Here is a 22,838-nt window from a genome sequence, read left to right as displayed (position 1 = left end):
GCTCCTACGGGGAACTTTCAACCAAAAAGGGCGGCCCGCGGGCCGCCCTTTCCGGTTACGCCGCGTGGTCGTCCACGTCGATCAGCGTTTCCAGAATACCCAGATGGTATTCCCGGTCGCCGAACCAGTGGTCGATCATCACGATGCGCTTGGCGTAATGGGAAACCGCGGTTTCTTCCATCATGCCCATGCCGCCGAACAGCTGGATCGCTTCCTCGGCCACCTTGCGGCCGGACTTGCCGACCTGGGCCTTGGCCGCGGAGATGCGTTTCTTGCGCAGGTCCGCCGGGGCGTCCAGGCTGCAGGCCGCCAGCATGGTGATGGAACGTACTTTTTCCAGCTCCATGCGCATTTCCACCATGCGGTGCTGCAGGGCCTGGAATTTGCCGATCGGCACGCCGAACTGCTGGCGTTCCTTGATGTAGTCCAGGGTCTGGTCGCAGGCCACTTCCATGGCGCCGGCGGCTTCCGCGCACAGGGTGATCAGGGCCAGGTCCAGGCTCGCTTCCAGAGCGTCGATGGCCTTGCCTTCCTCGCCCAGCAGCGCGTCGGCGCCGACCTTGACGTTGCTCAGGGTGATCTCGGCGGCGTGCAGGCCGTCGATGGTGGCGTAACCCTTGCGGCTCACGCCGTCGGCGTTGGCGTCGACGATAAAGGCACTGAGGCCGTCGCGGGCGTCGCTGTCGCCGCCGGTGCGGGCGATCACCACCAGCTGGTCGGCGCTGTCGCCGTGCAGAACCACGGCTTTTTCGCCGTTGATCACATAGCCGTCGCCGTCTTTCTTGGCGCTGGTCTCGACCACGGTGTGGTCATAGCGACCCCGCGGCTCGTAGGCGGCCAGGGCGAAACGGGTTTCGCCGCCGATGATGGCGCTCACCCATTGCTCTTTCTGGGCGTCGTTGCCCAGCTTGTCGATCAGGGTGCCGGACAGCACCACGGTGGCCAGGTAGGGTTCCACCACCAGACCACGGCCGAAGCCCTCGGCCACCACCATCAGCTCCGGGCCGCCGCCGTTGAAGCCACCGGCTTCCTCGGAGAACGGCACGCCCAGCAGGCCGAGCTCGGCGAACTGGTTCCACATGTCGGTGCTGAAGCCCTGCTCGGACTCGAGAATCTTGTTGCGCGCGTCGAAGGTATAGGTGTCACGGACCAGACGACCCACGGTCTCTTCGAGCATGCGCTGCTCGTCGCTAAGTTTGAAATCCATGTTCGTCGACTCCTTACAGTCCGAGGATCATCTTGGAGATGATGTTCTTCTGAATTTCGTTGGAGCCCCCAAAGATGGAGAGCTTGCGGAAGTTGAAGTAACGGCTGGCCACGGAGGCGGCGAACTCCGGTCCCACATAGGGGCCCTCGAAGTCACCGGCCAGTTCCTCGGGGAGGAACGGCAGAGCGTGGGGACCGGCGGCGCGGCGGAACAGATCGGTGATCTCCTGGCGCAGTTCGGTGCCCATGATCTTCAGGAAGGAGCTTTCCGCGCCGGGCACGCCACCGGCCTCGGCGGCCGCCACGGTGCGCAGGTTGGTCATTTCCAGGGACATCAGCTCCATTTCCACGTCCGCCAGGCGGGCGCGGAAGTGCGGTTCCTCAATCAACGGCTTGCCGTTGACGGTCTGCTCGCGGGCCACCTGCTTGAGGTGCGCCAAAGCAGCCTTGGAAGAACCGACACCGGCGATGCCGGTACGCTCGAAGGTGAGCAGGTACTTGGCGCAGGTCCAGCCCTTGTTCTCCTCGCCGACCAGGTTCTCCACCGGCACCTTGACGTTGTCGAAGAACACTTCGTTCACTTCGTGCTCGCCGTCCAGGGTGATCAGCGGGCGCACGGTGATGCCCTCGCTTTTCTCCATGTCGATGAGCAGGAAGGAGATGCCTTCCTGTTTCTTGGCGTCCGGGTCGGTGCGCACCAGGCAGAAAATCATGTTGGCGTGCTGGCCCAGGGTGGTCCAGGTCTTCTGACCGTTGACGATGTAGTGATCGCCTTCGCGCACCGCGCGGGTCTTCAGGCCGGCCAGGTCGGAACCGGCGCCGGGCTCGGAGTAGCCCTGGCACCACCAGTCGTCGCTGCGCAGGATGCGCGGCAGGTAATAATCCTTCTGTTCCTGGGTGCCGAACTTGATGATCACCGGGGCGACCATGTTGACGCCGAACGGCAGCACGGTGGGCGCGCCGGCTTCCGCGCACTCTTCCTCGAAGATGTGCTTCTGGATCGGGCTCCAGCCGGTGCCGCCGTGCTCTTTCGGCCAGTGCAGGGCCAGCCAGCCCTGCTCGTTGAGAATCTTCTGCCAGCGGACCGTGTCTTCCTTGCCCAGGCGCTTGTGTTCTTTCACCTTGCGGGAGATATCCGCCGGCAGCTTGTCCTTCAGGAAGCCGCGCACTTCGTCGCGGAACGCGCGCTCTTCCGGGGTGTAGTTAATATCCATAATGTCCTCTCTAATGCCGTGGTCGCGGCTGAAGCCGCTCCTGCCCGGAACTCCGCAGGAGCGGCTTCAGCCGCGATGAGCGGGCTCAGCCGTAAAAGCCTTTGCCCTCATTGGCCAGCTTCTCGAGCAGCGCCGCCGGCTTCCATACATCGTCGCCGGTTTCCTTGTGGAACTGGCTCACCTTGTCATAGATGGTCTTGAGGCCCACGGAGTCGGCCCAGAACAGCACGCCCCCACGATACACCGGGAAGCCGTAGCCGTAGATCCAGATCACGTCCACGTCCAGCGGGCGGGCGGCGATGCCCTCCTCCAGGATCTTGGCGCCTTCATTGACCATCACATACATGCAGCGCTCCAGGATTTCCTGGTCGCTGACGTCACGGGACTGAATGCCTTGCTCTTGGCGGAATTTGGCGATCAGGGCGTCAACTTCGGATGAAGGCACCGGGGTACGGTCGCCCTCCTTGTAGTCGAATACGCCGGCCTGGGTTTTTTGGCCCAGACGGCCCTGCTCCACCAGTTCATCGGTCCAGTTACGCGGCGGCGCGTTGTCGGGATCTTCCTTACGCAGCTCTTCGCGGATGCGGTAACCCACGTCCATACCGGCCAGGTCGGACATGGCGAACGGGCCCATCGGGAAGCCCAGATCGAACAGCACCTTGTCCACCTGGGCGGGGCTGGCACCTTCGTTAACCAGTTGCACGGCTTCCGCCTGACGCTTGTGCAGCATGCGGTTGCCGACGAAGCCGTGGCACACGCCTACTAGCACGCCGACCTTGCCGATGCGGCGGCTCAGGTCCATGACGGTGGCGATCACGTCATCGGCGGTCTTCTCGCCGCGCACGTTCTCCAGCAGCTTCATCACGTTGGCCGGGCTGAAGAAGTGCATGCCCATCACGTCCTCGGGACGCTGGGTGAAGGCGGCGATGCGGTCCACGTCCAGGGTGGAGGTGTTGGTGGCCAGGATCGCGCCCTTCTTGCAGACCCGATCCAGCTCGCTGAACACGGCTTTCTTCACGTCCATGTTCTCGAACACCGCTTCGATCACCAGGTCCACGTCGGACAGGTCGTCGTAGCTCAGGGTGGGCTGGATCAGCGCCATGCGATCTTCCACCTGCTGGGTGGTGATGCGGCCCTTCTTGGCGGTGTTCTCGTAGTTCTTGCGGATCACCGCGATGCCTTTCTCCAGCGCCTCTTCCTTCACTTCCAGGATTTTCACCGGGATGCCGGCGTTGGCGAAGTTCATGGCGATACCGCCGCCCATGGTGCCGGCGCCGATCACCGCCACCTGGTTGATCTCGCGTTTGGGGGTGTCCTTGGCCAGGCCGGGCACCTTGGCCACTTCCCGCTCGGCGAAGAACACATGGCGCTGGGCGCGGGATTCCGGGCTTACCAGCAGTTCGCCGAACAGTTCGCGCTCACGCTTCATGCCCTCGTCGAAGGGCAGCTCCACCGCCGCCTGCACCGCCTTAATGCAGTGGAAGGGGGCCTTGAAGCCGCGCTGTTTGCGGGCGATGGATTTTTCGAAGTTGCTGAACAGGTCCGGGTCTTCCTTCTGGGCCTGCAGATCGCGGATGCGACGCAGCGGCGCGTTGTCGGCGGCCAGCTTGCGGGCATAGGCCAGGGCGCCTTCCAGCAGGTCACCGCTGACGATCTCGTCGACGATGCCCAGGGCCAGGGCGTCCTTGGCTTTCACCGGGTTGCCGGAAACGATCACTTCCAGGGCTTTCTGCGCGCCGATCAGGCGCGGCAGGCGCTGGGTGCCACCGGCGCCGGGCAGAATGCCCAGCTTCACTTCCGGCAGGCCCACCTTGGCGGAGTCCAGCGCCACCCGGTAATCGCAGCCCAGCGCCACTTCCAGACCGCCGCCCAGAGCGGTGCCGTGGATGGCGGCCACCACCAGCTTGTCGCTGGCCTCGTACTCGGCGACCACGTCGGGCAGGGCCGGGCCCTGGGGCGGCTTGCCGAATTCACGGATGTCGGCGCCGGCGGGGAAGGTGCGGCCTTCGCCGATCACCACCAGGGCCTTGGCCTGGTCGTCCTGAAGCCCCTGGCGCAGACACTCGGTCAGCCCCTGGCGCACGCCCTGACCCAGGGCGTTTACCGGCGGATAATTAACACTGATGACGCCGATGTCGCCTTCCAGACGGTAGCTGACTACCTCGCTCATGATGCCTCCTTCAGCGGAAGGCCCCGGAAATGTCTTTTTTCGCCATGTTTCCGGCGTCTCCGGTGGCCTTGAAAACGGTTAACGTGCAGGCCCTCCAGTATAGGAAAAACGGGCCTTTTATCAATAATTTGAAATTTGGTTTTATCTAGCGGACGGTCGCCGGTTCGCGGCTGAAGCCGCTCCTACAGGCCAATCAAAAAGGGCACCCGACCGGGTGCCCTCCTGATTTCCACTATCGGGTGGCGACTTACTCTTTGTAGTCCCGGGTTTCGCGGATCATCACTTTACCGTCCTTCACTTCGGCGATCTGCGGCTCAGCGCCCAGGTTGCCGTCGTCGGTGATGGCGGTCACGTCATAGGGGTTGTGCTTGGGATCCACGTCCTTCAGCGCTTCCGGGATGGCGGCGCGGATGGCCACCGGGTCGTCCACGGAACCGGCTTCCTGCATGGCGTGCATCACCAGGTACATGGCGAAGTAGTGGTAGGCGGTTTCCGAGGTGGCCACGCCGTCGTGCTTCTCTTTCCAGAGTTTCACGAAACGCTCCGCGCCCGGGGTGTTGTAGTTGGCCAGGGGCACCACGCCCACGGAACCTTCCAGGGAGTCCAGACCACCGGATACCTTGGCCACTTCATCGATCTTGGCCTGGTCCATGATCACGAAACCGCCCTTGAAGCCCAGCTCACGGGCCTGACGCACCACCAGACCGGTGGGCTCGGAGGCACCGCCCACGAACATCACGTCCGGCTTGTCCGCCAGCACCTTGCTGACGCCGGTGTAGTAGTCCGCGGACTTGTTGTAGTCCATCGGGTTGGTGGCAACCACTTCACCGCCCATCTTGCGCCATACCGGCACGAATTCCTTGGTCCAGTACTTGGCGTAGTCGTGGGTGGCGTTGGCCACCGCCAGATTCTTGCCGAAGCGGTCCATGGTGATTCGGGCGAACGGCACCAGGTAGTCAGTGAAGTTCGGCGGAATCTTGACGGTCAGCTTGTTGCCCTTGGCGGTCACCGCCGGCACCGAGGTGTAGGACATTACCAGGAAGCCGTCGCGCTCATTGAACGCCTGCAGGGCGAAGGTGCCGCCGGAGTGCGGGGTGAAGATGATCGGCGCCTTGTACTGCTGCACCAGCCGCTTGCCGTTCACCGCCGCCTGGCTGGGTGAATACTTGTCGTCCAGGGCTTCGATCTTGATGGTGTAGTTCTCACCATCCACGTCGAAACCGCCGGCCTCGTTGATCTCGTTGGCGGCCATGCGCAGGCCTTCCACGGTGTTTTCACCGTACAGAGCGGCACCGCCGCTGAGCGGGCCGGTGAAACCGATGGTGACTTCCTCGGCGTGGGCCACGCCGCCCAGGGCCAGGGCCACGGCGCTGGCTGCCGCCAGGCGTCGAAAGGTTCGGGTCAATGTCATGATGCTGTTCTCTCCCATTGTTTTTGTCAGGGTATTGTTGTGTGAATTGAAGTGCTTTCGCGTTGACTCGGATCAGTTACGCCGGCCCGGGTCAGGCGCCGATGTACGCCTTGCGTACCGCCTCATTGCCGAGCATGGCCTCGCGGTCCCCTTCCATCACCAGGCGACCGTTCTCGATCACATAGGCGCGGGTGGCGATCTTCAGGGCCGCGAAGGCGTTCTGCTCCGCCAGCAGCACCGTGGTGCCCTCGCGGTTGATGGCCTGCACGGCGCCGAACACCTGCTTGACCACCAGCGGGGCCAGGCCCAGGGACGGCTCATCCAGCATCAGCAGCTTGGGACGGCCCATCAGGGCGCGACCGATGGCCACCATCTGCTGCTGGCCGCCACTGAGGGAGCCCGCCGCATCATCCTTTTTGTCGTTTAAAATCGGGAACATTTCAAGCACATGGTCCAATGTTTTTTTCATGCCGGCCCGATCACGCCGGTGCACGTAGCCACCCAGCATGAGATTTTTCAGCACCGACATTTCCGGAAACAGCTTGCGCCCTTCCGGACATTGCACCACGCCGGCCTGCACCAGCGACGAGGGTTTCTTGCCGGTGACGTCCTGGCCATTGAGGCTGATACGCCCGGCGCTGGCCTTGAGCAGGCCGCTGATGGTGTTGAACAGGGTGGACTTGCCGGCGCCGTTGGCGCCCAGCAGTACCACCAGTTCGCCGGCTTCCACGTTCATGGAAACGCCATCCAGGGCCTTGAAGCCTTCGTAGCAGGCGTCAACGTTCTCAAGCTTCAACATCTTCGTCACTCCCCAGATAGGCTTCGATCACCACCGGATCGTTCTTGATCTGTTCCGGCGTGCCCTCGGCGATTTTTTCACCGTGGTCGAGCACCATGATCTTGTCCGCCAGGCTCATGATCATGTCCATCTTGTGCTCGATCAGGCAGACGCTGATACCGTGCGCCACCATCTTGCGGATCAGCGCGGCCAGGTTCTCGGTTTCCTCCGGGTTGATGCCGCCGGCCGGTTCGTCCAGCAGCACCAGTTCCGGGTCGGTGGCCATGGCCAGGGCGAACGCCACCCGCTTACGCTCTTCCTGACTGATGTCGAGGATATAGCGGTTGCCCAGGTGGGACAGGCCGACGAAATCCAGCACTTCCTCGGCGCGGGCGCGGCACTTCTTCTCTTCGTCGCGCAGGCGCTTGGAGTTGATGATCACGTCCCACAGCCGCGATTGGGTACGCAGCCGGTGGCCAACGATCAGGTTGTCCAGCACCGTGGACTGATCGAACAGCATGGTGGTCTGGAAAGTACGGGCGATGCCCAGCCGGGCGATGCGGTCCGGGGACATGCCGGTCACGTCCATGCCCTGGAATTCGATGCTGCCCTCGCTGGGCGGCATGGCGCCGGCCACCAGGTTGAAGAAGGTGGTCTTGCCGGCGCCGTTGGGCCCGATGATGGCGTTGATCTTGCCGGCCTCGAAGGTAACGCTGACGTCATTGACGGCGGCGAGACCGCCGAAGCGCTTGGTCAGATTGCTGATTTTCAGCAGCGGATGCTCAGCCATGGGTACCGGCCTCCTCCTGGTTCTTTTTCTTCTCGACGCGGGACGCGCTGTGTTTGGCCGGGGCGCGGCTGGCCAGACGACGGCCGCGCCAGGTCAGGAAGGTGCCGACAATGCCACGGGGCATGAAGATCACCAGCAGCACCAGCAGCGGACCGAACACGATCATCCGGTACTCCTCGAAGGACTGCACCGCCTGGGTGATCCAGGTGATCAGCAGGGTCCCCACCAGCGGGCCCATCAGGGTGCCGATGCCGCCCACCAGCAGGTAGGTGATGACGTCGAAGGTGTGGGTGATTTCCGCCAGGTCCGGGCCGATAAAGCGCACCACGCCGGCCAGCAGGGCACCGGCCAGGCCGGCATAGGTGGTGGACAGCACGAACGCCAGTACCTTGTTGCGCATCAGGTTGATGCCCAGGGACTGGGCCAGATCGTCACTGATGCGGATGGCCAGGAAGGTGCGCCCCACCAGGGAGCGGGAAATGCGGCTGATCAACCAGATCGCCAGCACCAGGAAAAACAGCACCAGGTAGTAGAACGGGATGGTTTCGGTGAAGTCCACCAGGCCGAAACCCTCCGGCGGCGCGATGCTGATCACCCCCAGGGTACCGTGGGTGACTTCTTCCCATTTCTCGATCAGCAGGAAGATGATGAAGCCCACGCACAGGGTGAAGATGGCGAAGTAATGCTCCTTCAGGCGCAGCGACACCACCCCCACCAGGAAGCCCAGGAAGGCACCGATCACACCGGCGGCGATGAACGCCGGCCAGAACGCCCAGCCGTAATCCACGGTGAGCAGCCCCACCGCGTAGGCGCCGATGGCGAAGAAGCCGCCATGGGCCAGGTTCAGCTGGCCGCAGTAGCCGGTGATGATGTTCAGGCCGTACACGGCGATGGCCCAGATAAAGGCCAGCGCCATCACATAGATCTGGTATTCACTGGTGGCCACCAGGGGGAACAGGATGCCGGCGGCGATCAGCACGATTTTCATGGCCGGGCTGGCGAAGAAATTCATGATGCGATCCATTAGCGCACCCCCTTGGAGAACAGGCCGGTGGGTTTAATGGACAGGATGGCCACCAACAGCACGAAGGCGATCAGGTCCTTGTAGGTGCCGGACAGGTAGTAACCGCCCAGCGCCTCGGCGAAGCCGATGATCAGACCACCGACGATGGCACCGGGGATGCTGCCCATGCCGCCCAGAATGATGATCACGAAGGCTTTCATGATCACCAGGTGGCCCATGGCCGGGTACACCAGGTTGATCGGCGCGAACAGGGTGGCGCCCACCGCCGCCAGGAAACCGGCGATGGCGAAGGTCATCATCGCCACCCGGTTGGCATCGATACCGACCAGGAAAGCACCTTCCCGGTTCTGCGCCATGGCAATGATGGTGGAACCGGTCATGGTCTTCTTCAGATACAGGTGCAAGGCACCCATCAGCGAGAAGGCACCGATGATGATCAGCAAACGCTGGGCCGGCAGGGTCAGGGAACCGAAATGGTAAATCTCGGTGTAGGGGGTGGGCATGCGACGGAAGTCGGCACCCCAATGCATCTGCACCACGGCTTCCAGAAACAGCAGAATACCGATGGCGGCGATTTTGTCGTGGATTGGCGGCGAATGCCGCAGGGGGTGGAACACCAGCCGCTCACACAGTACCGAGAGCGCCGCCACCACTATCCCGGCGCCGGCCATGGCCACCCAGTAGTTGAGGCCGTGTTCGACCATGATGAAATAGCTGACGTAGGCGCCCACCATGTACAGCGCGCCATGGGCGAAATTGGGAACGTGCAGAATGCCGTAAACCAGTGTCAGCCCCAGGGCCACCAGCCCGTAGATGCTACCCAGCGTCAGGCCATTCAGCGCTTGCTGCAGAAACACGTCCAAGGCTCGAACTCCTCGTTGTTATGAAATCGCCGCGCGGCCCGTCCGGAAGTCCCGTCGTCCGGGCCGCATCGTTACGATTTCGTTTTTCTTGTGATTAAAAGCGGCTCACTAAAAACCGCCAACGACGCTAGCAGCGGCCAGCATCGGCGTCAATATTTTAAAATAAAGTTTCGTTATGCGGACTTTACGCCTGCTTTTTGTGGGCCTCCCACTCCGCTTCCTGCAACGAGCGCCACATTACCTTGCCGGTGGGCGAGCGCGGCAGTTCATCACGGAATTCAACGATCTGCGGTACCTTATAGGCGGCCATCTGCTCCTTGCACCAGTCGATGATGTCCTCCTCGGAGACCTTGCCTTTTTCGGCGGCGGTCAGCACCACGCAGGCTTTGACGGTTTCGCCGCGGCGCTCGTGGGGGGCGGAAATCACGCAGCTCTCCTGAATCGCCGGGTGACGGTACATAAGACTTTCGACCTCCGCCGGCCAAACTTTAAAACCGGAGGCGTTGATCATCCGTTTAACCCGGTCGACGATGAAGAAATAACCCTGCTCGTCGTAGTAACCCATGTCGCCGGTGCGGAAAAAGCGTTTGCCGTCCAGATCGATAAAGGCTTTTTTGGTTTCCTCGGGACGGTTCCAGTAGCCCTGGAATACCTGCGGGCCGTTGGAGACGATCTCGCCCACTTCACCGACGCCCAGTTCCTCACCGGTTTCCTCGTTGATGATGCGCGAGTCGGTGTCGAACACCGGAATGCCCAGGCACTGCTTCTTGGGGTGATCCGCCGGGTTGATGTGGGTGGCGGCGATGGTCTCGGACAGGCCGTACCCTTCGATGTAGCGCAGGCCGGTGAGATTGAACAGCTTGTCGGACACCGCCTCCGGCATGGCGGCGCCGCCGCCGCCGATGTTCTGCAGGCTGGACAGGTCAAACGATTCCACGTCCGGGTCGGACAGCAGATCGATGGCCATGGTGACGATGTTGGTCCAGCTGGTGACCCGGTAGCGTTCGATCAGCTTGGCGGCGGTGCGGCGGTCCCAGCGGGTCATCAGCACGATGCAGGAGCCCTGGAAGATCGGGCTGTTCATGGCGCCCTGCATGCCGGTCACATGGAAGTACGGCAGGGTCGCCAGGGTCACGCCCTCGCGGCCGCCGCCGGGCCGCCAGGCGGCGCCGTGCACGCAGGTGGCCATCACCGAGCGGTGGGTGTGCATGCAGCCCTTGGGCGCGCCGGTGGTGCCGGAACTGTAGGGGAACACGGCCAGATCGTCGGCGCCCACCAGCAGATCGCCGGGGCGATAGCCGGCGTCCAGGGCGGCGCGCCAGGAGATCACCCCCTCACCGCTCACCGGCTGGGCGGCGGCGCGCACTTCGGCGGGCAGCTCCAGGTCGGTGTCGGTGGCGGCGTACTCGCCGTAGGCGGCCACGATCACATGGCGCAGGCGTTCATGGCCGATCAGCGATTCGATCTGCCCGAACACTTCCTGACCGCACAGGCAAACGGCGGCCTGGGTGTCTTCCAGATAATGTTCCAGCTCGGCGGTGCGGTTCATCGGGTTGATCGGCACCACGATGGCGTTGGCACGCAGGATCGCGTAGTAACCGATGATGAACTGCGGCGCGTTCTGCATGAACAGCAGCACGCGATCACCCTTCTCCACGCCCAGATGCTCGAGCTGGCCGGCCAGCGCGTCCACCTCGTCCTTCAGTGCCCGGTAGGTAATCGGCCGATCGTAGTAAATGATGGCGTTTTCGTTCGGGTAACGAAGGGCGGAAATCGCCAGATTCTCGTAAAGGCTGGTTTCCGGCAGGGTCAGATGATGGGGGGCCCCATCCGGCCAGACGGCAAAATGCCGATCGAACATGCCTGTACTCTCCCTAAAAAGTCATACCGTTTCACGGCGCGAACCAGGCCGCGCCCTTGTTGTAGAAATCAGCTGTGGAATCAGCTGTGAGATTAAGCTATCAAAATACGCCGCCGGCCGGCATGGTGATACCGGCCGGCGGGCGTGAAAAAACCGACGCCCGGAACGCGGGCAGGCAGCCAATCTGACATGGCCTCCCGGGACCGTCAATATTATTTTGGAATATCATTTCGCAAAACGGACGGCCGCCCGGCGATCAAGGCAGCGGCCGTTCGCCCTGCTCCCAATAGTGATCCGCCAGGGCGTCGTCGCACCGGGTGGGCTGCAGCGGCATCACCGAGACGAAGCCGTCGCGCAGTGCCACCACATCGGATTGCGGGTGTTCGATGCTGCCCGGCCGGCGCTCAAAGGACAGCCAGTGGTAGGTCAGGCCGCGCCCGTCGGTGCCATGCACCAGGCGCGGGCCGGCGATGCCGCCGCCGATCTGCCGGGTGAAACGGCTGCCGCGCAGTTCCGCCACCGGCCGGTCCGGGAAGTTCAGGTTCCAGCAGGCCCGCTGATAGCCGTCCCGGTCGGCGCCGGCGGCCCACAGTTCGCGGATCAGCGCCGCCGAATGGCGCTCGGTGGGCGTGTAGTCGATGGCCTCCCGGTCACCGACGAACGCCTGGCTCAGGGCAATGCCCGGCAGCCCCAGGTGGGCCGCCGCCAGCACCGCGCCCACGGTGCCCGAGTACATCACCGAATCGCTCAGGTTGGCCCCGCAGTTGACCCCGGACAGCACCAGGTCCGGCGCCTCCTCGGCGAACCACTCGGCCAGGGCGAACATCACGCAGTCCGCCGGCGTGCCGGACACCGCGAAGCGCCGCTCACCGTGGTGGTACACGCGCAGCGGCGTGTGCAGGGAGATGCCCTGCCCCACCCCGCTCTGGTCATGCTCCGGCGCCACCGTCCACACTTCGTCGGCCAGCTCGGCGGCCACCGCCTCGGCCACCCGCAGACCGGGGGCGTCGATGCCATCGTCGTTGGTGACCAGGATCTTGCGGAACGTTTTCATTACCGACCTCATGTCAATCACCGTAGGAGCGGCTTCAGCCGCGATAGGTGGACAACGCCCAAACCATCGCGGCTGAAGCTGCTCCTACAATGCTTCATTAACGTTTCATCTATGTGCCCGGGCGATCTGCCAGCCCCGTTCGGCCATCAGGCCGGCGCGTTTGCCCACTTCCAGGGCATCCCGGTTGCTGGCGTTGCCCTGCAGCGCGCGGGCGTGGACGCCTTGCAGAATCGCCGCGGTGCGGAACAGGGCGAAGGCCAGGAACACCGGCCAGTCGTTGATGCCGTCACGGCCGGCGCTCTCGCAGTAGCGCTCCAGCAGGGTGTGTTCGTCGGGAATGCCCCGGGCGGTCAGGTCCAGGCCGTCCAGGCCGCGCACCCCATTCACCCCGTGGGGCAGATGGTAGGGCAGACAGCAGTAGGCCAGGTCCGCCAGCGGATGGCCAATGGTGGCCAGCTCCCAATCCAGCACCGCCACCACCCGCGGTTGCTGATTGTCCACCAGCAGGTTGCCCAGGCGGAAGTCGCCGTGGGCGATGGCGGCGCTGTCGTCGTCGGGAATATTGTCCGCCAGCCAGGCCATCAGATTGTCCATGGCCGGCAGCTCGTCGGTCTTGGACGCTTCGTACTGGGCGCTCCAGCGCTTCACCTGACGGGTCACATAGCCCTGGGGCCGGCCGAAGTCCCCCAGGCCGGCGGCCTGGTGGTCGACCCGGTGCAGCCGCGCCAGGGTGTCGATCATGTCCTGATAGAGCTGGCCCCGGTGTTCCTTGTTCAGACTTTCCAGCTGCGGGTGGGAATAGACCCGCCCCGGCACGAAGTCCATCACGTAGAAGCTGGTGCCGATCACCCCATCGTCCTCGCACAGCACGTGCATGGCCGGCACCGGCACCTGGCTGTGCTCGCCCAGGGCTTTCATGACCCGGTATTCCCGGTCCACCTGGTGGGCGGAGGGCAGCACCTTGCCCGGCGGCTTCTTGCGCAACACATAGCGCCGCGCGCCGCTTTCCAGCAAATAGGTGGGGTTGGACTGGCCGCCCTGAAACTGGCGCACCGTCAGAGGACCGTCGAGCAGGTCCCGTTGCTTGAGATAGTCGGCCAGGCGCTTCTCGTCGATGCGATGAGCGTCCAGGACCGGCACGATCTCCGGTTGACCTTCCATAAGAACCTCGAAAACAAGTTGAAAGTTACAAGTTAAAAGTTAAAAAGCGGCTTGGTCTTTATCCTTTCAACTTTTCACTTTCTTCTTTCAACTTTGGTTAGCAGATCGTTTCGCCGCCGTCGGCGACGATGGTCTGGCCGGTGACATAGGCACTGGCGTCGCTGGACAGGAACAGGGTCACGCCGGCGATGTCCACCGGTTCGCCGATGCGGCGTACCGGGGTGCGTTCCTCGGCGCGTTTGCGGCGTTCCGGGTCCTCGGTGAGCGCCTTGGCGAAGTCGGTGCGCACCAGGCCGGGGGCGATGGCGTTGACGCGGATGTTGCGCGGGCCCCACTCCACCGCCAGGTTACGGGCCAGGGCGGCCTCGGCGGCCTTGGAGACGCCGTAGGTGCCGATCACCGTGTTGCCGCGCAGGCCGGCGATGCTGGAAATGATCACCACATTGCCGCCGCCGTTCTTGTCCATCTCCGGCAGCACCCGGTTGCACAGCCAGAAGGTGCCCTTGACGTTGGTGTCCATGATCTTGTCCCAGGCCTCGTCGGTGAGTTCGGCGGTGGGACCGTAAACCGGGTTGGTGGCGGCGTTGCACACCAGAATATCGATTTTGCCGAACGCGGCCAGGGTTTCGTCGACCAGGTTCATCAGGTCTTCTTTCTTGCCCACGTTGCAGGGCACGGCGATGGCCTCGCCACCTTCCGCCTTGATCGCCTCGCACACCTCGTGGCACGGCTCCGGCTTGCGGCTGGAAATCACTACCTTGGCGCCGGCCCGGGCCATTTCCTCGGCGATGGATTTACCAATACCCCGGGTGGAACCGGTGATCAGCGCGACCTTGCCGGTCAGATCGAACAGTTTGCTCATTGTTGTTCTCCTTGGCGAAGTTCAAAGTTCAAAGTTAAAAGTTACAACGCGAGGTACGGCACTCAGGGTCTGCCGCGCCGTGCCCGCGGCCACGCTTTCCGCGGCGCTCGAACCGGGCCGGCCGGCATGACCCCTTTCAACTTGTAACTTTCAACTTGCAACTGTGTTTATCGGTACCGCCCCAGTTCCAGCTTGGCGATGGTGTCCAGGTGCACCTCGTCCGGGCCGTCGGCCAGGCGCAGGGTGCGCAGGTTGGCCCAGGCGGAGGCCAGGAAGCTGTCCTGGCAGACACCCAGGGCACCGTGCACCTGAATCGCCCGATCCACCACCTTAAGGGCCATTTCCGGGGCAATCACCTTGATCATGGCGATTTCCTGGCGGGCCACCTTGTTGCCCACGGTGTCCATCATGTGCGCCGCCTTCAGGGTCATCAGCCGGGCCTGTTCGATTTCCAGGCGCGAGCGGGCGATGTCCTTGCGGATGGAGTCGAACTGGGACAGCTTGCGGCCAAAGGCTTCACGGGCCTCGACCCGCTGGCACATGGCTTCCAGGGCCCGTTCCGCCAGGCCGATGGTACGCATGCAGTGGTGAATACGGCCCGGGCCCAGGCGGCCCTGGGCGATCTCGAAGCCACGGCCCTCGCCGAGGATCAGGTTGCCCACCGGCACCCGCACATTGTCGTAGACGATTTCCGCGTGGCCCTTGGGCGCGTGGTCGTAGCCGAACACGTGCAGGGCGCGCTCGATGGTCACGCCGGGGGTGTCCAGGGGCACCAGAATCTGGGACTGCTGCTGATGGCGCGGCGCCTCGGGATCGGTCTTGCCCATCACGATGGCGATCTTGCAGTCCGTGGACATGGCGCCGGACGACCACCACTTGCGGCCGTTGATGACGTACTCGTCGCCGTCACGCTTGATCTCGGTGCAGATGTTGGTGGCGTCGGAGGAGGCCACCGCCGGTTCGGTCATCGAGAAGCAGGAGCGGATCTCGCCGGCCAGCAGGGGCTTGAGCCATTGTTCCTGCTGTTCCGGGCTGCCGTAGCGGGCCAGCACTTCCATATTGCCGGTGTCCGGCGCCGCGCAGTTGAATACCTGGGGGGCCATGCCGCTGCGGCCCATGATTTCGCACAGGTGGGCGTAGTCGTAGTTGTTGAGGCCGGCGCCCAGCTCGCTTTCCGGCAGGAACAGGTTCCACAGGCCCTCGGCCTTGGCTTTCTTTTTCAGTTCCTTGACGATGGGCGGCGGCGCCCAGCGGTTTTCGCCGGTGTTGATCTGCTCGGCGTAAAGCGCCTCGTTGGGGTAGATGTGCTGGTCCATAAAAGCGACGAGCTGGTCGTGCAGGGCCTGGGCCCGGTCGGAAAGGGGCAGCATGGGCTCTCCTAGAGTCATTCCGGAATAGGTTCCGAGGCCCGCCGGAAGGGGGTTCCAGCGGACATACTTATTGGTATGTCGGGAGAATGTGGCACGCCGCGACCACATCGTCAAATAAATCGGAATGGCGTTTTGAATTCACCGGGCACCGCCGGGGGAGCGGCTCAGTGCTCCCCGTCCGGCACGCCGGACATGGTCGGACACTGGCGCAGGCTGGCGATGTAGCAGTCCACGAAATCGGTGGCTTCGGTTTCCAGGTCGAAACTGTCCGGCAGCAGCAGCCAGGTGTACAGCAGCCCGGTCATCTGCACGTGCAACAGGGTAATCGCCCGGTCCACATTGAGGGTGGTGGGCAACTGGCCGCGCTCGATGGCGTTGCGCAGGGTGCGGTGCATCTTGGCGGCACTGTCCAGGAAACTCTCCTGCACCCGCGACATCAGCGGGTCGGTATCCTTGGTAAATTCACATTTATAGAACAGAATCTCGAATACCCTGCGGTAACCCGGGTCGTGGACGGTACGCTGCAAGGCGTCCACAAGCACCTCCCGCAGGCGCCCCAGGGGATCGGTTTCGTCCGGGTCTCCGGCGCGTTGGGACAGGGTTTCGGTGGGCAGGCGGTGGCGGCTTAACATTGCCTCGAACACATCGTGCTTATTCTTGAAGTGCCAATAGATGGCACCCCGGGAAACGCCCGCTTCCTGGGCGATATCGTTCAGCGAGGTGCGCGCCACGCCTTTGCGATGGAACACATGCTCGGCGGCATCGATGATCTGGGCGCGGGTTTCCAGCGCTTCCGCCTTGGTCCGTCTGGCCATATACGGTCTCGGGGTGGTTCGAATAAGCCGCGTGCGGGCAGCGGGCCGCGCACACCATTTTTTCATGGGCTCCACTATACATACGTTCTTGGATGTATGTATACTCCCAAGCCTTCATACTTTGAAACGCTTCCAATCAGACGCGAACGAATAGAACCGAGGTTTCCATGCGCAGAGGTTCGGTGTCCTTCCCCTTTATTGTTCTTTTTTCCCTGGTGCTTGCCGCCTGTGATGACGGCAACCAGCAGCAACAGGCCGGCGGCCCGCCGGAGGCCGGTTTCATTACCGTGCAACCCCGGGCCTTCACCCAGACCACCGAACTGCCCGGGCGCACCACCCCTTATCAGGTGGCGGAAATCCGGCCCCAGGTCAACGGCATCATTGAGGAACGGCTGTTCGAGGAAGGTCAGGAAGTCGAGGCCGGCGACCCGCTCTATCGCATCGATGACAGCCTCTACCAGGCCCAGGTGGAAAGCGCCAAGGCCGACCTGGCCCGGGCTCAGGCCACGCTCAAGTCCACCCGTCTGCGCGCCCAGCGTTTCGAACGGCTGCTGGAAATGAAAGCGGTCAGCCAGCAGGAATACGACGAGGCCCAGGCCTCCCTGGGCGAAAACCAGGCCCAGGTGGCCGCCGCCCGTGCCGCCCTGGACAGCGCCCGCATCAATCTGGACTACACCACCATCGAAGCACCGATCAGCGGCCGCATCGGCCGTTCCTCGGTGACCGCCGGTGCTCTGGTTACCGCCAGCCAGGCCCAGGCACTGGCCACCATTCGCCAGCTGGACCCGATCTATGTGGACCTGACCCAGTCCAACCGGGACCTGCGGCAGCTGCGCGCCGCCCTGGAAGCCGGCCGCCTGCAGAAGGTGGGCGAGGATAAGGCCCGTGTCACCCTGCTGCTGGAAGACGGCAGCTCCTACGACCGGGAAGGCGTGCTGCAGTTCTCCGAGTTCGCGGTGGAGGAAAGCACCGGCTCGGTGACCCTGCGCGCCCTGTTCCCGAATCCGGAAAGCGATCTGCTGCCGGGCATGTTCGTGCGCGCCCGTCTGCCCCAGGGCGAGATGAGCAATGCCATCCTGGTGCCCCAGAAAGGCGTCACCCGGGACCCCAACGGCAACGCCACCGCCCTGGTGATCGGCGCCGACGACAAGGTTGAACAACGGCAGGTGACCACCGAACGGGCAGTGGGCAACCAGTGGCTGATCCGCGACGGCCTGAAGGCCGGCGACCGCCTGATCGTGGAAGGCCTGCAGAAGATCCGCCCCGGCGCCCCGGTGAAGCCGGTCAACGTCGAGGCCCAGGACGACGGCGCCAAAGCGGCCTCCGCAGGCGACTCCGGCGACGGCAAGGCGCCCGCCGAGAGCAAGGCCGCGGACCAGAACGCCCCGGATCAGGGCGCTTCTGAACAGGCCCCTTCTGAGCAGGCCGGCGACGACGCCGGCCAAGACGCGCAATAACCGACCGCCCACGCAACAGGGACAATCATGGCCAGATTCTTTATTGACCGACCCATCTTCGCCTGGGTGATCGCCATCGTCATGATGCTCGCCGGGGCGTTGTCGATCTACAACCTGCCGGTGGAGCAATACCCGACGGTGGCGCCGCCGGAAGTGACCATCCGCGCCAGCTACCCCGGTGCCTCCGCCGAGGCGGTGGAAGACTCGGTGACCCAGGTCATCGAGCAGCAGATGAACGGCATCGATAACCTGCTCTACATCGACTCCACCAGCGACTCCACCGGCACCGCGCAGATCGCTCTGACGTTCGCCGCCGGCACCGATCCGGACATCGCCCAGGTCCAGGTGCAGAACAAACTGCAGCTGGCCACGCCGCGCCTGCCCCAGGTGGTGCAGCAACAGGGCGTGCAGGTGAGCAAGTCGTCCGACTCCTTCCTGATGGTGCTGGCCGCCACCTCCAACAATGGCAGCATGAGCCGCACCGACCTGTCGGACTATCTTGGCGCCAACGTCCAGGACCCGCTCAGCCGGGTGCAAGGGGTGGGCACCACCCAGTTGTTCGGCGCCCAGTACGCCATGCGCGTGTGGCTGGACCCGAACAAGCTCAACCAGTACGACCTGACAACCACCGATGTGATCCAGGCGATCACGGTGCAAAACAACCAGGTCACCGGTGGCCAGTTGGGTGGCCAGCCGGCGGTGAAAGACCAGGAGCTCACCGCCTCGATCATCGTTCAGACCCTGTTGGAGACGCCGGAGCAATTCGGCGAAATCCTGCTGCGCGTCAACAACGACGGTTCCCGGGTACGGCTGCGTGACGTGGCCGAGGTAAAACTCGGCTCGGAAAACTACAACTTCGACGCCCGCTTCAACGGCAAGCCGGCGTCCGGGATCGGCATCAACCTGGCGTCCGGCGCCAACGCCCTGGACACCGCCGACCGGGTGCGCGCGCGGCTCGACGAGCTGAGCCAGTTCTTCCCGGAAGGCATGGAAATTTCGTACCCCTACGACACCACGCCGTTCGTGAAGATTTCCATCCTGGAGGTGGTGAAGACCCTGTTCGAGGGCATCGCCCTGGTGTTCCTGGTGATGTTCCTGTTCCTGCAGAACTTCCGCGCCACCCTGATTCCCACCATCGCCGTGCCGGTGGTGTTGCTGGGTACCTTCGCGGTGCTGTTCGCGTTCGGGTTCACCGTCAACACCCTGACCATGTTCGGCATGGTGCTGGCCATCGGCTTGCTGGTGGACGACGCCATCGTGGTGGTGGAGAACGTGGAACGGGTGATGGAAGAAGACGGCCTGGGGCCGCTGGAGGCCACCCGCAAGTCCATGGACCAGATCACCGGCGCCCTGGTGGGTATTGCCCTGGTGCTGTCGGCGGTGTTCGTGCCGATGGCGTTCTTCCCCGGTTCCACCGGCGCCATCTACCGCCAGTTCTCGATCACCATCGTGTCGGCCATGACCCTGTCGGTGCTGGTGGCGCTGATCCTGACTCCGGCGCTGTGCGCCACCATGCTCAAGCCCTCCGCGGCCCAGCATGAGGAGAAGAAAGGCTTCTTTGGCTGGTTCAACCGCAACTTCAACCGTGCCAGCCACGGCTACCAGAGCCGGGTGGAGAAAATGATCGGCCATCGTGGCCGCTATCTGCTGATTTACGTGGCCATCGTGGCGGTGCTCGGCTTCTCCTTCAGCCGCCTGCCCAGCGCCTTCCTGCCGGAAGAGGACCAGGGCATCCTGCTCAGCCAGGTGCAGCTGCCGGTGGGCTCGCCCCTGGGGCAGACCATGGACGTGCTCGGCAAGATGGAAGACTACTACATGAACAAGGAAGACGCGGTCACCTCCATCTTCACCGTGGGCGGGTTCAGCTTCGCCGGCCGTGGCCAGAACTCCGGCATTGCTTTCGTGCGGCTCAAGGACTGGGAAGAGCGGGACCTGAGCACCGACGGCGTGCAGCAGATCATCGGCCGCTCCATGGGCTATTTCTCGAAGATCCGCGAGGCCATCATCTTCGCGCTCAACCCACCGGCGATCCCGGCCCTGGGCACCTCCGGCGGCTTCAACTTCCAGCTGCAGGACCGTGGCGGCCAGGGGCACGACGCCCTGGTGCAGGCGCGTAACCAACTGCTCGGCGCCGCCAACCAGGCCGGCACCCTGAGCCAGGTGCGCTTCAACGGCCTGCCGGACGCCCCCACCTACGATCTCGAGGTGGACCGTCAGAAAGCCCAGGCCATGGGCGTGCCCCTGGCGGAAATCAACAACACCCTGTCGGTGGCCTGGGGCTCCAGCTATGTGAACGACTTCATCGACCGGGGCCGGGTCAAGCGGGTGTATGTGCAGGGCGCCGCGCCCTTCCGCATGCTGCCCGATGACATCAACAACTGGTACGTGCGCAACGGCGTCGGCGAGATGGTGCCCTTCGACACCTTCTCCGACGGCGAATGGAGCTACGGTCCCCAACAGCTGCAGCGCTACAACGGCGTCTCGTCCATGAACATCCAGGGCAACGCCGCCGCCGGCGTCAGTACCGGTGAAGCCATGGCCACCATGGAACGGCTGGCCCGGGATCTGCCCAACGGCTTCGGCTTCGAATGGACCGGCCTCTCCTTCCAGGAGCAGCAGGCCGGCGCCCAGGCACCGGCGCTCTATGCGCTGTCCCTGCTGGTGGTGTTCCTGTGTCTGGCGGCGCTCTACGAGAGCTGGTCGATTCCGTTCGCGGTGATGCTGGTGGTGCCCCTGGGCGTGATCGGCGCGGTGCTGGCGGCGACCCTGCGTGGCCTCAACAACGATGTGTTCTTCCAGGTAGGTCTGCTGACCACGGTGGGGCTGTCGGCGAAGAACGCCATTCTGATCGCCGAGTTCGCCAAGGACCTGGAAGACCAGGGCTACTCCCTGCTCAAGGCCACCCTGGAAGCCACCCGCATGCGGCTACGCCCGATTCTGATGACCTCACTGGCGTTCGGTCTCGGTGTCACGCCGCTGATGCTGAGCAGCGGCGCCGGCTCCGGCGCCCGCAACGCGATCGGTACCGGCGTGTTCGGCGGCGTGGTGGCGGCCACGGTCCTGGCGATCTTCTTTATCCCGCTGTTCTATGCCCTGGTACGCCGCATCTCCGGCATACCGATGACCGGCAAGAAAGACGGCAGCACTCCGCTGGAGGACCGGGAGGCACAGCAATGAGCCGCAAAGGTAAAGCCATCGGCCATATGAACCGCTATACCCTGCCCCTGCTGGCCGCCCTCGCCCTGGGCGGCTGCAGCCTGGCCCCGGACTACCGGCAACCGGCCTCGCCGGTGCCGGCCACGGTGGGTGACAGCGGCGCCCCCGGCGACGGCGTCATGCTGCCGGGCTGGCGGGCCCTGTTCCCGGACCCGCAGCTGCGGCAACTGATCAACACCGCCCTGGACAACAACCGGGACCTGCGCCTGGCCATGCTGGACGTGGCCGAGGCCCGCGCCCGCTACCGCATCGAGGGCGCCGCCCTGCTGCCGTCGATCAGCGCCAACGCCGAGGGCGCCCGCCAGCGGCTGCCGGCGGACCTGAACCAGACCGGCGCCAGCACCGTGCAGAGCCAGTACGGGGTCAATGTGGGCGTGGCCAGCTATGAGCTGGATCTGTTCGGCCGGGTGCGCAGCCTTAAACAATCGGCGCTGCAAAGCTATCTGGCCACCGAGGAAGCGCGGCGCAGTGCCCGCATCACCCTGGTGTCGGAAGTGGCCAACGCCTGGCTAACGCTGATGGCGGACCGGGAAAGCCTGCGCATCAGCCAGGAGACCCTGAGCGCTCAGCAGCAGTCCGTGGATCTGGTGCGCGGCCGCGTCGATCTGGGGTTGGGTTCGGAACTGGACCTGCGCCAGGCCGAGGCCGCCCTGGAAACCGCCCGCGCCAACCAGGCACGCTTCCAGCGCCGGGTGGACGCGGACCGCAACGCCCTGGCGGTGCTGGTGGGCGCGCCCCTGCCGGCGCTGGCCGGCGAGGATCTGGATGACCCCACCGTGGCGGTGCTGCCGGAAGTGCCCGCCGGCCTGTCCTCCTCGGTGCTGCGCCAGCGCCCGGACATTCTGCGCGCGGAACACGCACTGCGTGCCGCCAACGCCAATATCGGCGCGGCGCGGGCGGCGTTCTTCCCGCGTATCAGCCTGACCGGTTCCGCCGGCACCGCCAGCGCCGAGCTGTCCGGTCTGTTCGAGGGTGGCTCCAAGGCCTGGTCATTCTCGCCCAGCGTGTCCCTGCCGATCTTCAGCGGCGGCCGCAACCGGGCCAACCTGGACGTGGCGGAAGTGCGCCGCGATCAGAACGTGGCGCGCTACGAGCAGGCGATCCAGACCGCCTTCCAGGAAGTGGCCGACGCCCTCGCCGCCCGGAACAGCCTGAGCCAGGAGGAACAGGCCCAGAGCGCCCTGGTGACCGCCACCGAGCGCTCCCTGGCTCTGGCCGAAGCGCGCTACCGGGAAGGCGCCGACGACTACCTGGCGGTGCTGGATGCCCGCCGCAACCTGCTCGACGCCCGTCAGCAGCGGGTGGCGGTGACGCTCAATAAACTCACCAATCGGGTGACCCTGTATCGGGCCCTGGGCGGCGGCGAGCAGGCCGACCAGGCCACCCTGGTCGGCCACGCCACCGCCAACCAAGACGCGCCGCGCGGCTAACGCCCGCGGCCCGCCCGCCCCGCCCCGGCGGCGGACTGTCCCACCAGGCACCCCGATTGGGTGCTTTTTTTTATCGGCGCTCCCCTCCGCCCCGCTTTGGCGATGAAAAATGCGGCGCAACAGGGTATATAGCGTCTTTTTTTTGGTTCATCGCAC

17 protein-coding genes are annotated in these 22,838 nt (G+C 64.3%); 3 read left to right on the top strand and 14 right to left on the bottom strand.

Going from position 1 to position 22,838, the window contains the following annotated elements; all coding sequences use genetic code 11:
- Nucleotides 1–55: 55 nt before the first annotated feature.
- From FGS76_RS03220 to FGS76_RS03155, 14 genes are all read right to left on the bottom strand, one after another.
- Nucleotides 56–1,207 carry an acyl-CoA dehydrogenase family protein gene (locus FGS76_RS03220; protein ID WP_138771190.1) on the bottom strand — a complete coding sequence of 384 codons (1,152 nt, stop codon included), beginning with the start codon at nucleotides 1,205–1,207 and terminating at the stop codon, nucleotides 56–58.
- Nucleotides 1,208–1,220: 13 nt separating this feature from the next.
- The gene (locus FGS76_RS03215) at nucleotides 1,221–2,420 is read right to left on the bottom strand and encodes an acyl-CoA dehydrogenase family protein (protein ID WP_138771189.1); all 1,200 of its coding nucleotides are present in this window, start codon (nucleotides 2,418–2,420) and stop codon (nucleotides 1,221–1,223) included.
- 85 nt (nucleotides 2,421–2,505) lie between these two features.
- Nucleotides 2,506–4,590: a 3-hydroxyacyl-CoA dehydrogenase NAD-binding domain-containing protein gene (locus tag FGS76_RS03210; RefSeq protein ID WP_138771188.1), complete on the bottom strand. Its 2,085-nt coding sequence runs from the start codon at nucleotides 4,588–4,590 to the stop codon at nucleotides 2,506–2,508.
- Between the two features lie 247 nt (nucleotides 4,591–4,837).
- Nucleotides 4,838–6,001, bottom strand: a complete 1,164-nt coding sequence (locus FGS76_RS03205; RefSeq protein WP_138771187.1) for an ABC transporter substrate-binding protein — start codon at nucleotides 5,999–6,001, stop codon at nucleotides 4,838–4,840.
- A 91-nt stretch (nucleotides 6,002–6,092) separates the two neighbouring features.
- The gene (locus FGS76_RS03200; RefSeq protein WP_138771186.1) at nucleotides 6,093–6,800 is read right to left on the bottom strand and encodes an ABC transporter ATP-binding protein; all 708 of its coding nucleotides are present in this window, start codon (nucleotides 6,798–6,800) and stop codon (nucleotides 6,093–6,095) included.
- Nucleotides 6,787–7,569 carry an ABC transporter ATP-binding protein gene (locus FGS76_RS03195; RefSeq protein ID WP_240692390.1) on the bottom strand — a complete coding sequence of 261 codons (783 nt, stop codon included), beginning with the start codon at nucleotides 7,567–7,569 and terminating at the stop codon, nucleotides 6,787–6,789. The genes FGS76_RS03200 and FGS76_RS03195 overlap by 14 nt, the downstream gene beginning before the upstream one ends.
- Entirely contained in the window at nucleotides 7,562–8,593 is a 1,032-nt protein-coding gene (locus tag FGS76_RS03190; protein ID WP_138771185.1) for a branched-chain amino acid ABC transporter permease, read from the bottom strand. The genes FGS76_RS03195 and FGS76_RS03190 overlap by 8 nt, the downstream gene beginning before the upstream one ends.
- Nucleotides 8,593–9,450 (bottom strand): branched-chain amino acid ABC transporter permease, encoded by an 858-nt coding sequence (locus FGS76_RS03185; protein WP_240692394.1) that lies wholly within the window; start codon nucleotides 9,448–9,450, stop codon nucleotides 8,593–8,595. The genes FGS76_RS03190 and FGS76_RS03185 overlap by 1 nt, the downstream gene beginning before the upstream one ends.
- Nucleotides 9,451–9,640: 190 nt before the next feature.
- The gene (locus FGS76_RS03180; protein ID WP_138771183.1) at nucleotides 9,641–11,317 is read right to left on the bottom strand and encodes a long-chain fatty acid--CoA ligase; all 1,677 of its coding nucleotides are present in this window, start codon (nucleotides 11,315–11,317) and stop codon (nucleotides 9,641–9,643) included.
- A gap of 256 nt (nucleotides 11,318–11,573) precedes the next feature.
- On the bottom strand, nucleotides 11,574–12,371 hold the full coding sequence (surE, locus tag FGS76_RS03175) for a 5'/3'-nucleotidase SurE (RefSeq protein ID WP_138771182.1): 798 nt from the start codon (nucleotides 12,369–12,371) through the stop codon (nucleotides 11,574–11,576).
- Between the two features lie 105 nt (nucleotides 12,372–12,476).
- A complete protein-coding gene (locus tag FGS76_RS03170; RefSeq protein ID WP_138771181.1) occupies nucleotides 12,477–13,532 on the bottom strand; it encodes a phosphotransferase family protein in 1,056 nt (351 codons plus the stop codon).
- 97 nt (nucleotides 13,533–13,629) lie between these two features.
- Nucleotides 13,630–14,394, bottom strand: a complete 765-nt coding sequence (locus tag FGS76_RS03165; RefSeq protein WP_138771180.1) for an SDR family NAD(P)-dependent oxidoreductase — start codon at nucleotides 14,392–14,394, stop codon at nucleotides 13,630–13,632.
- A 167-nt stretch (nucleotides 14,395–14,561) separates the two neighbouring features.
- Nucleotides 14,562–15,764, bottom strand: a complete 1,203-nt coding sequence (locus tag FGS76_RS03160) for an acyl-CoA dehydrogenase family protein (protein ID WP_138771179.1) — start codon at nucleotides 15,762–15,764, stop codon at nucleotides 14,562–14,564.
- A 164-nt stretch (nucleotides 15,765–15,928) separates the two neighbouring features.
- The gene (locus FGS76_RS03155) at nucleotides 15,929–16,579 is read right to left on the bottom strand and encodes a TetR family transcriptional regulator (protein ID WP_138771178.1); all 651 of its coding nucleotides are present in this window, start codon (nucleotides 16,577–16,579) and stop codon (nucleotides 15,929–15,931) included.
- A gap of 167 nt (nucleotides 16,580–16,746) precedes the next feature.
- On the opposite strand from FGS76_RS03155, the gene FGS76_RS03150 reads away from it, so the two are divergent.
- The 3 genes from FGS76_RS03150 to FGS76_RS03140 are packed head-to-tail and all read left to right on the top strand — an operon-like array spanning nucleotide 16,747 to nucleotide 22,682.
- Entirely contained in the window at nucleotides 16,747–18,036 is a 1,290-nt protein-coding gene (locus FGS76_RS03150) for an efflux RND transporter periplasmic adaptor subunit (RefSeq protein WP_138771177.1), read from the top strand.
- Between the two features lie 27 nt (nucleotides 18,037–18,063).
- On the top strand, nucleotides 18,064–21,213 hold the full coding sequence (locus tag FGS76_RS03145; RefSeq protein WP_138771176.1) for an efflux RND transporter permease subunit: 3,150 nt from the start codon (nucleotides 18,064–18,066) through the stop codon (nucleotides 21,211–21,213).
- Complete coding sequence (locus FGS76_RS03140) at nucleotides 21,210–22,682, top strand: efflux transporter outer membrane subunit (RefSeq protein ID WP_276607920.1); 1,473 nt, start codon at nucleotides 21,210–21,212, stop codon at nucleotides 22,680–22,682. Before FGS76_RS03145 ends, FGS76_RS03140 begins: the two co-directional genes overlap by 4 nt.
- Nucleotides 22,683–22,838 lie beyond the last annotated feature (156 nt).

The organism is Alloalcanivorax gelatiniphagus (assembly GCF_005938655.1).
Classification (GTDB): domain Bacteria; phylum Pseudomonadota; class Gammaproteobacteria; order Pseudomonadales; family Alcanivoracaceae; genus Alloalcanivorax; species Alloalcanivorax gelatiniphagus.
This window is presented reverse-complemented; position numbering and strand designations above follow the sequence as displayed.

Excerpts from the sequence above, each read along its gene's own strand:
- FGS76_RS03210 (WP_138771188.1), bottom strand. The coding sequence starts at position 4,590 with ATGAGCGAGGTAGTCAGCTACCGTCTGGAAGGCGACATCGGCGTCATC.
- FGS76_RS03170 (WP_138771181.1), bottom strand. The coding sequence starts at position 13,532 with ATGGAAGGTCAACCGGAGATCGTGCCGGTCCTGGACGCTCATCGCATC.
- FGS76_RS03220 (WP_138771190.1), bottom strand. The coding sequence starts at position 1,207 with ATGGATTTCAAACTTAGCGACGAGCAGCGCATGCTCGAAGAGACCGTG.
- FGS76_RS03205 (WP_138771187.1), bottom strand. The coding sequence starts at position 6,001 with ATGACATTGACCCGAACCTTTCGACGCCTGGCGGCAGCCAGCGCCGTG.
- FGS76_RS03180 (WP_138771183.1), bottom strand. The coding sequence starts at position 11,317 with ATGTTCGATCGGCATTTTGCCGTCTGGCCGGATGGGGCCCCCCATCAT.
- FGS76_RS03165 (WP_138771180.1), bottom strand. The coding sequence starts at position 14,394 with ATGAGCAAACTGTTCGATCTGACCGGCAAGGTCGCGCTGATCACCGGT.
- FGS76_RS03190 (WP_138771185.1), bottom strand. The coding sequence starts at position 8,593 with ATGGATCGCATCATGAATTTCTTCGCCAGCCCGGCCATGAAAATCGTG.
- FGS76_RS03160 (WP_138771179.1), bottom strand. The coding sequence starts at position 15,764 with ATGCTGCCCCTTTCCGACCGGGCCCAGGCCCTGCACGACCAGCTCGTC.
- FGS76_RS03215 (WP_138771189.1), bottom strand. The coding sequence starts at position 2,420 with ATGGATATTAACTACACCCCGGAAGAGCGCGCGTTCCGCGACGAAGTG.
- FGS76_RS03145 (WP_138771176.1), top strand. The coding sequence starts at position 18,064 with ATGGCCAGATTCTTTATTGACCGACCCATCTTCGCCTGGGTGATCGCC.
- FGS76_RS03195 (WP_240692390.1), bottom strand. The coding sequence starts at position 7,569 with ATGGCTGAGCATCCGCTGCTGAAAATCAGCAATCTGACCAAGCGCTTC.
- FGS76_RS03150 (WP_138771177.1), top strand. The coding sequence starts at position 16,747 with ATGCGCAGAGGTTCGGTGTCCTTCCCCTTTATTGTTCTTTTTTCCCTG.
- surE (WP_138771182.1), bottom strand. The coding sequence starts at position 12,371 with ATGAAAACGTTCCGCAAGATCCTGGTCACCAACGACGATGGCATCGAC.
- FGS76_RS03155 (WP_138771178.1), bottom strand. The coding sequence starts at position 16,579 with ATGGCCAGACGGACCAAGGCGGAAGCGCTGGAAACCCGCGCCCAGATC.
- FGS76_RS03200 (WP_138771186.1), bottom strand. The coding sequence starts at position 6,800 with ATGTTGAAGCTTGAGAACGTTGACGCCTGCTACGAAGGCTTCAAGGCC.
- FGS76_RS03140 (WP_276607920.1), top strand. The coding sequence starts at position 21,210 with ATGAGCCGCAAAGGTAAAGCCATCGGCCATATGAACCGCTATACCCTG.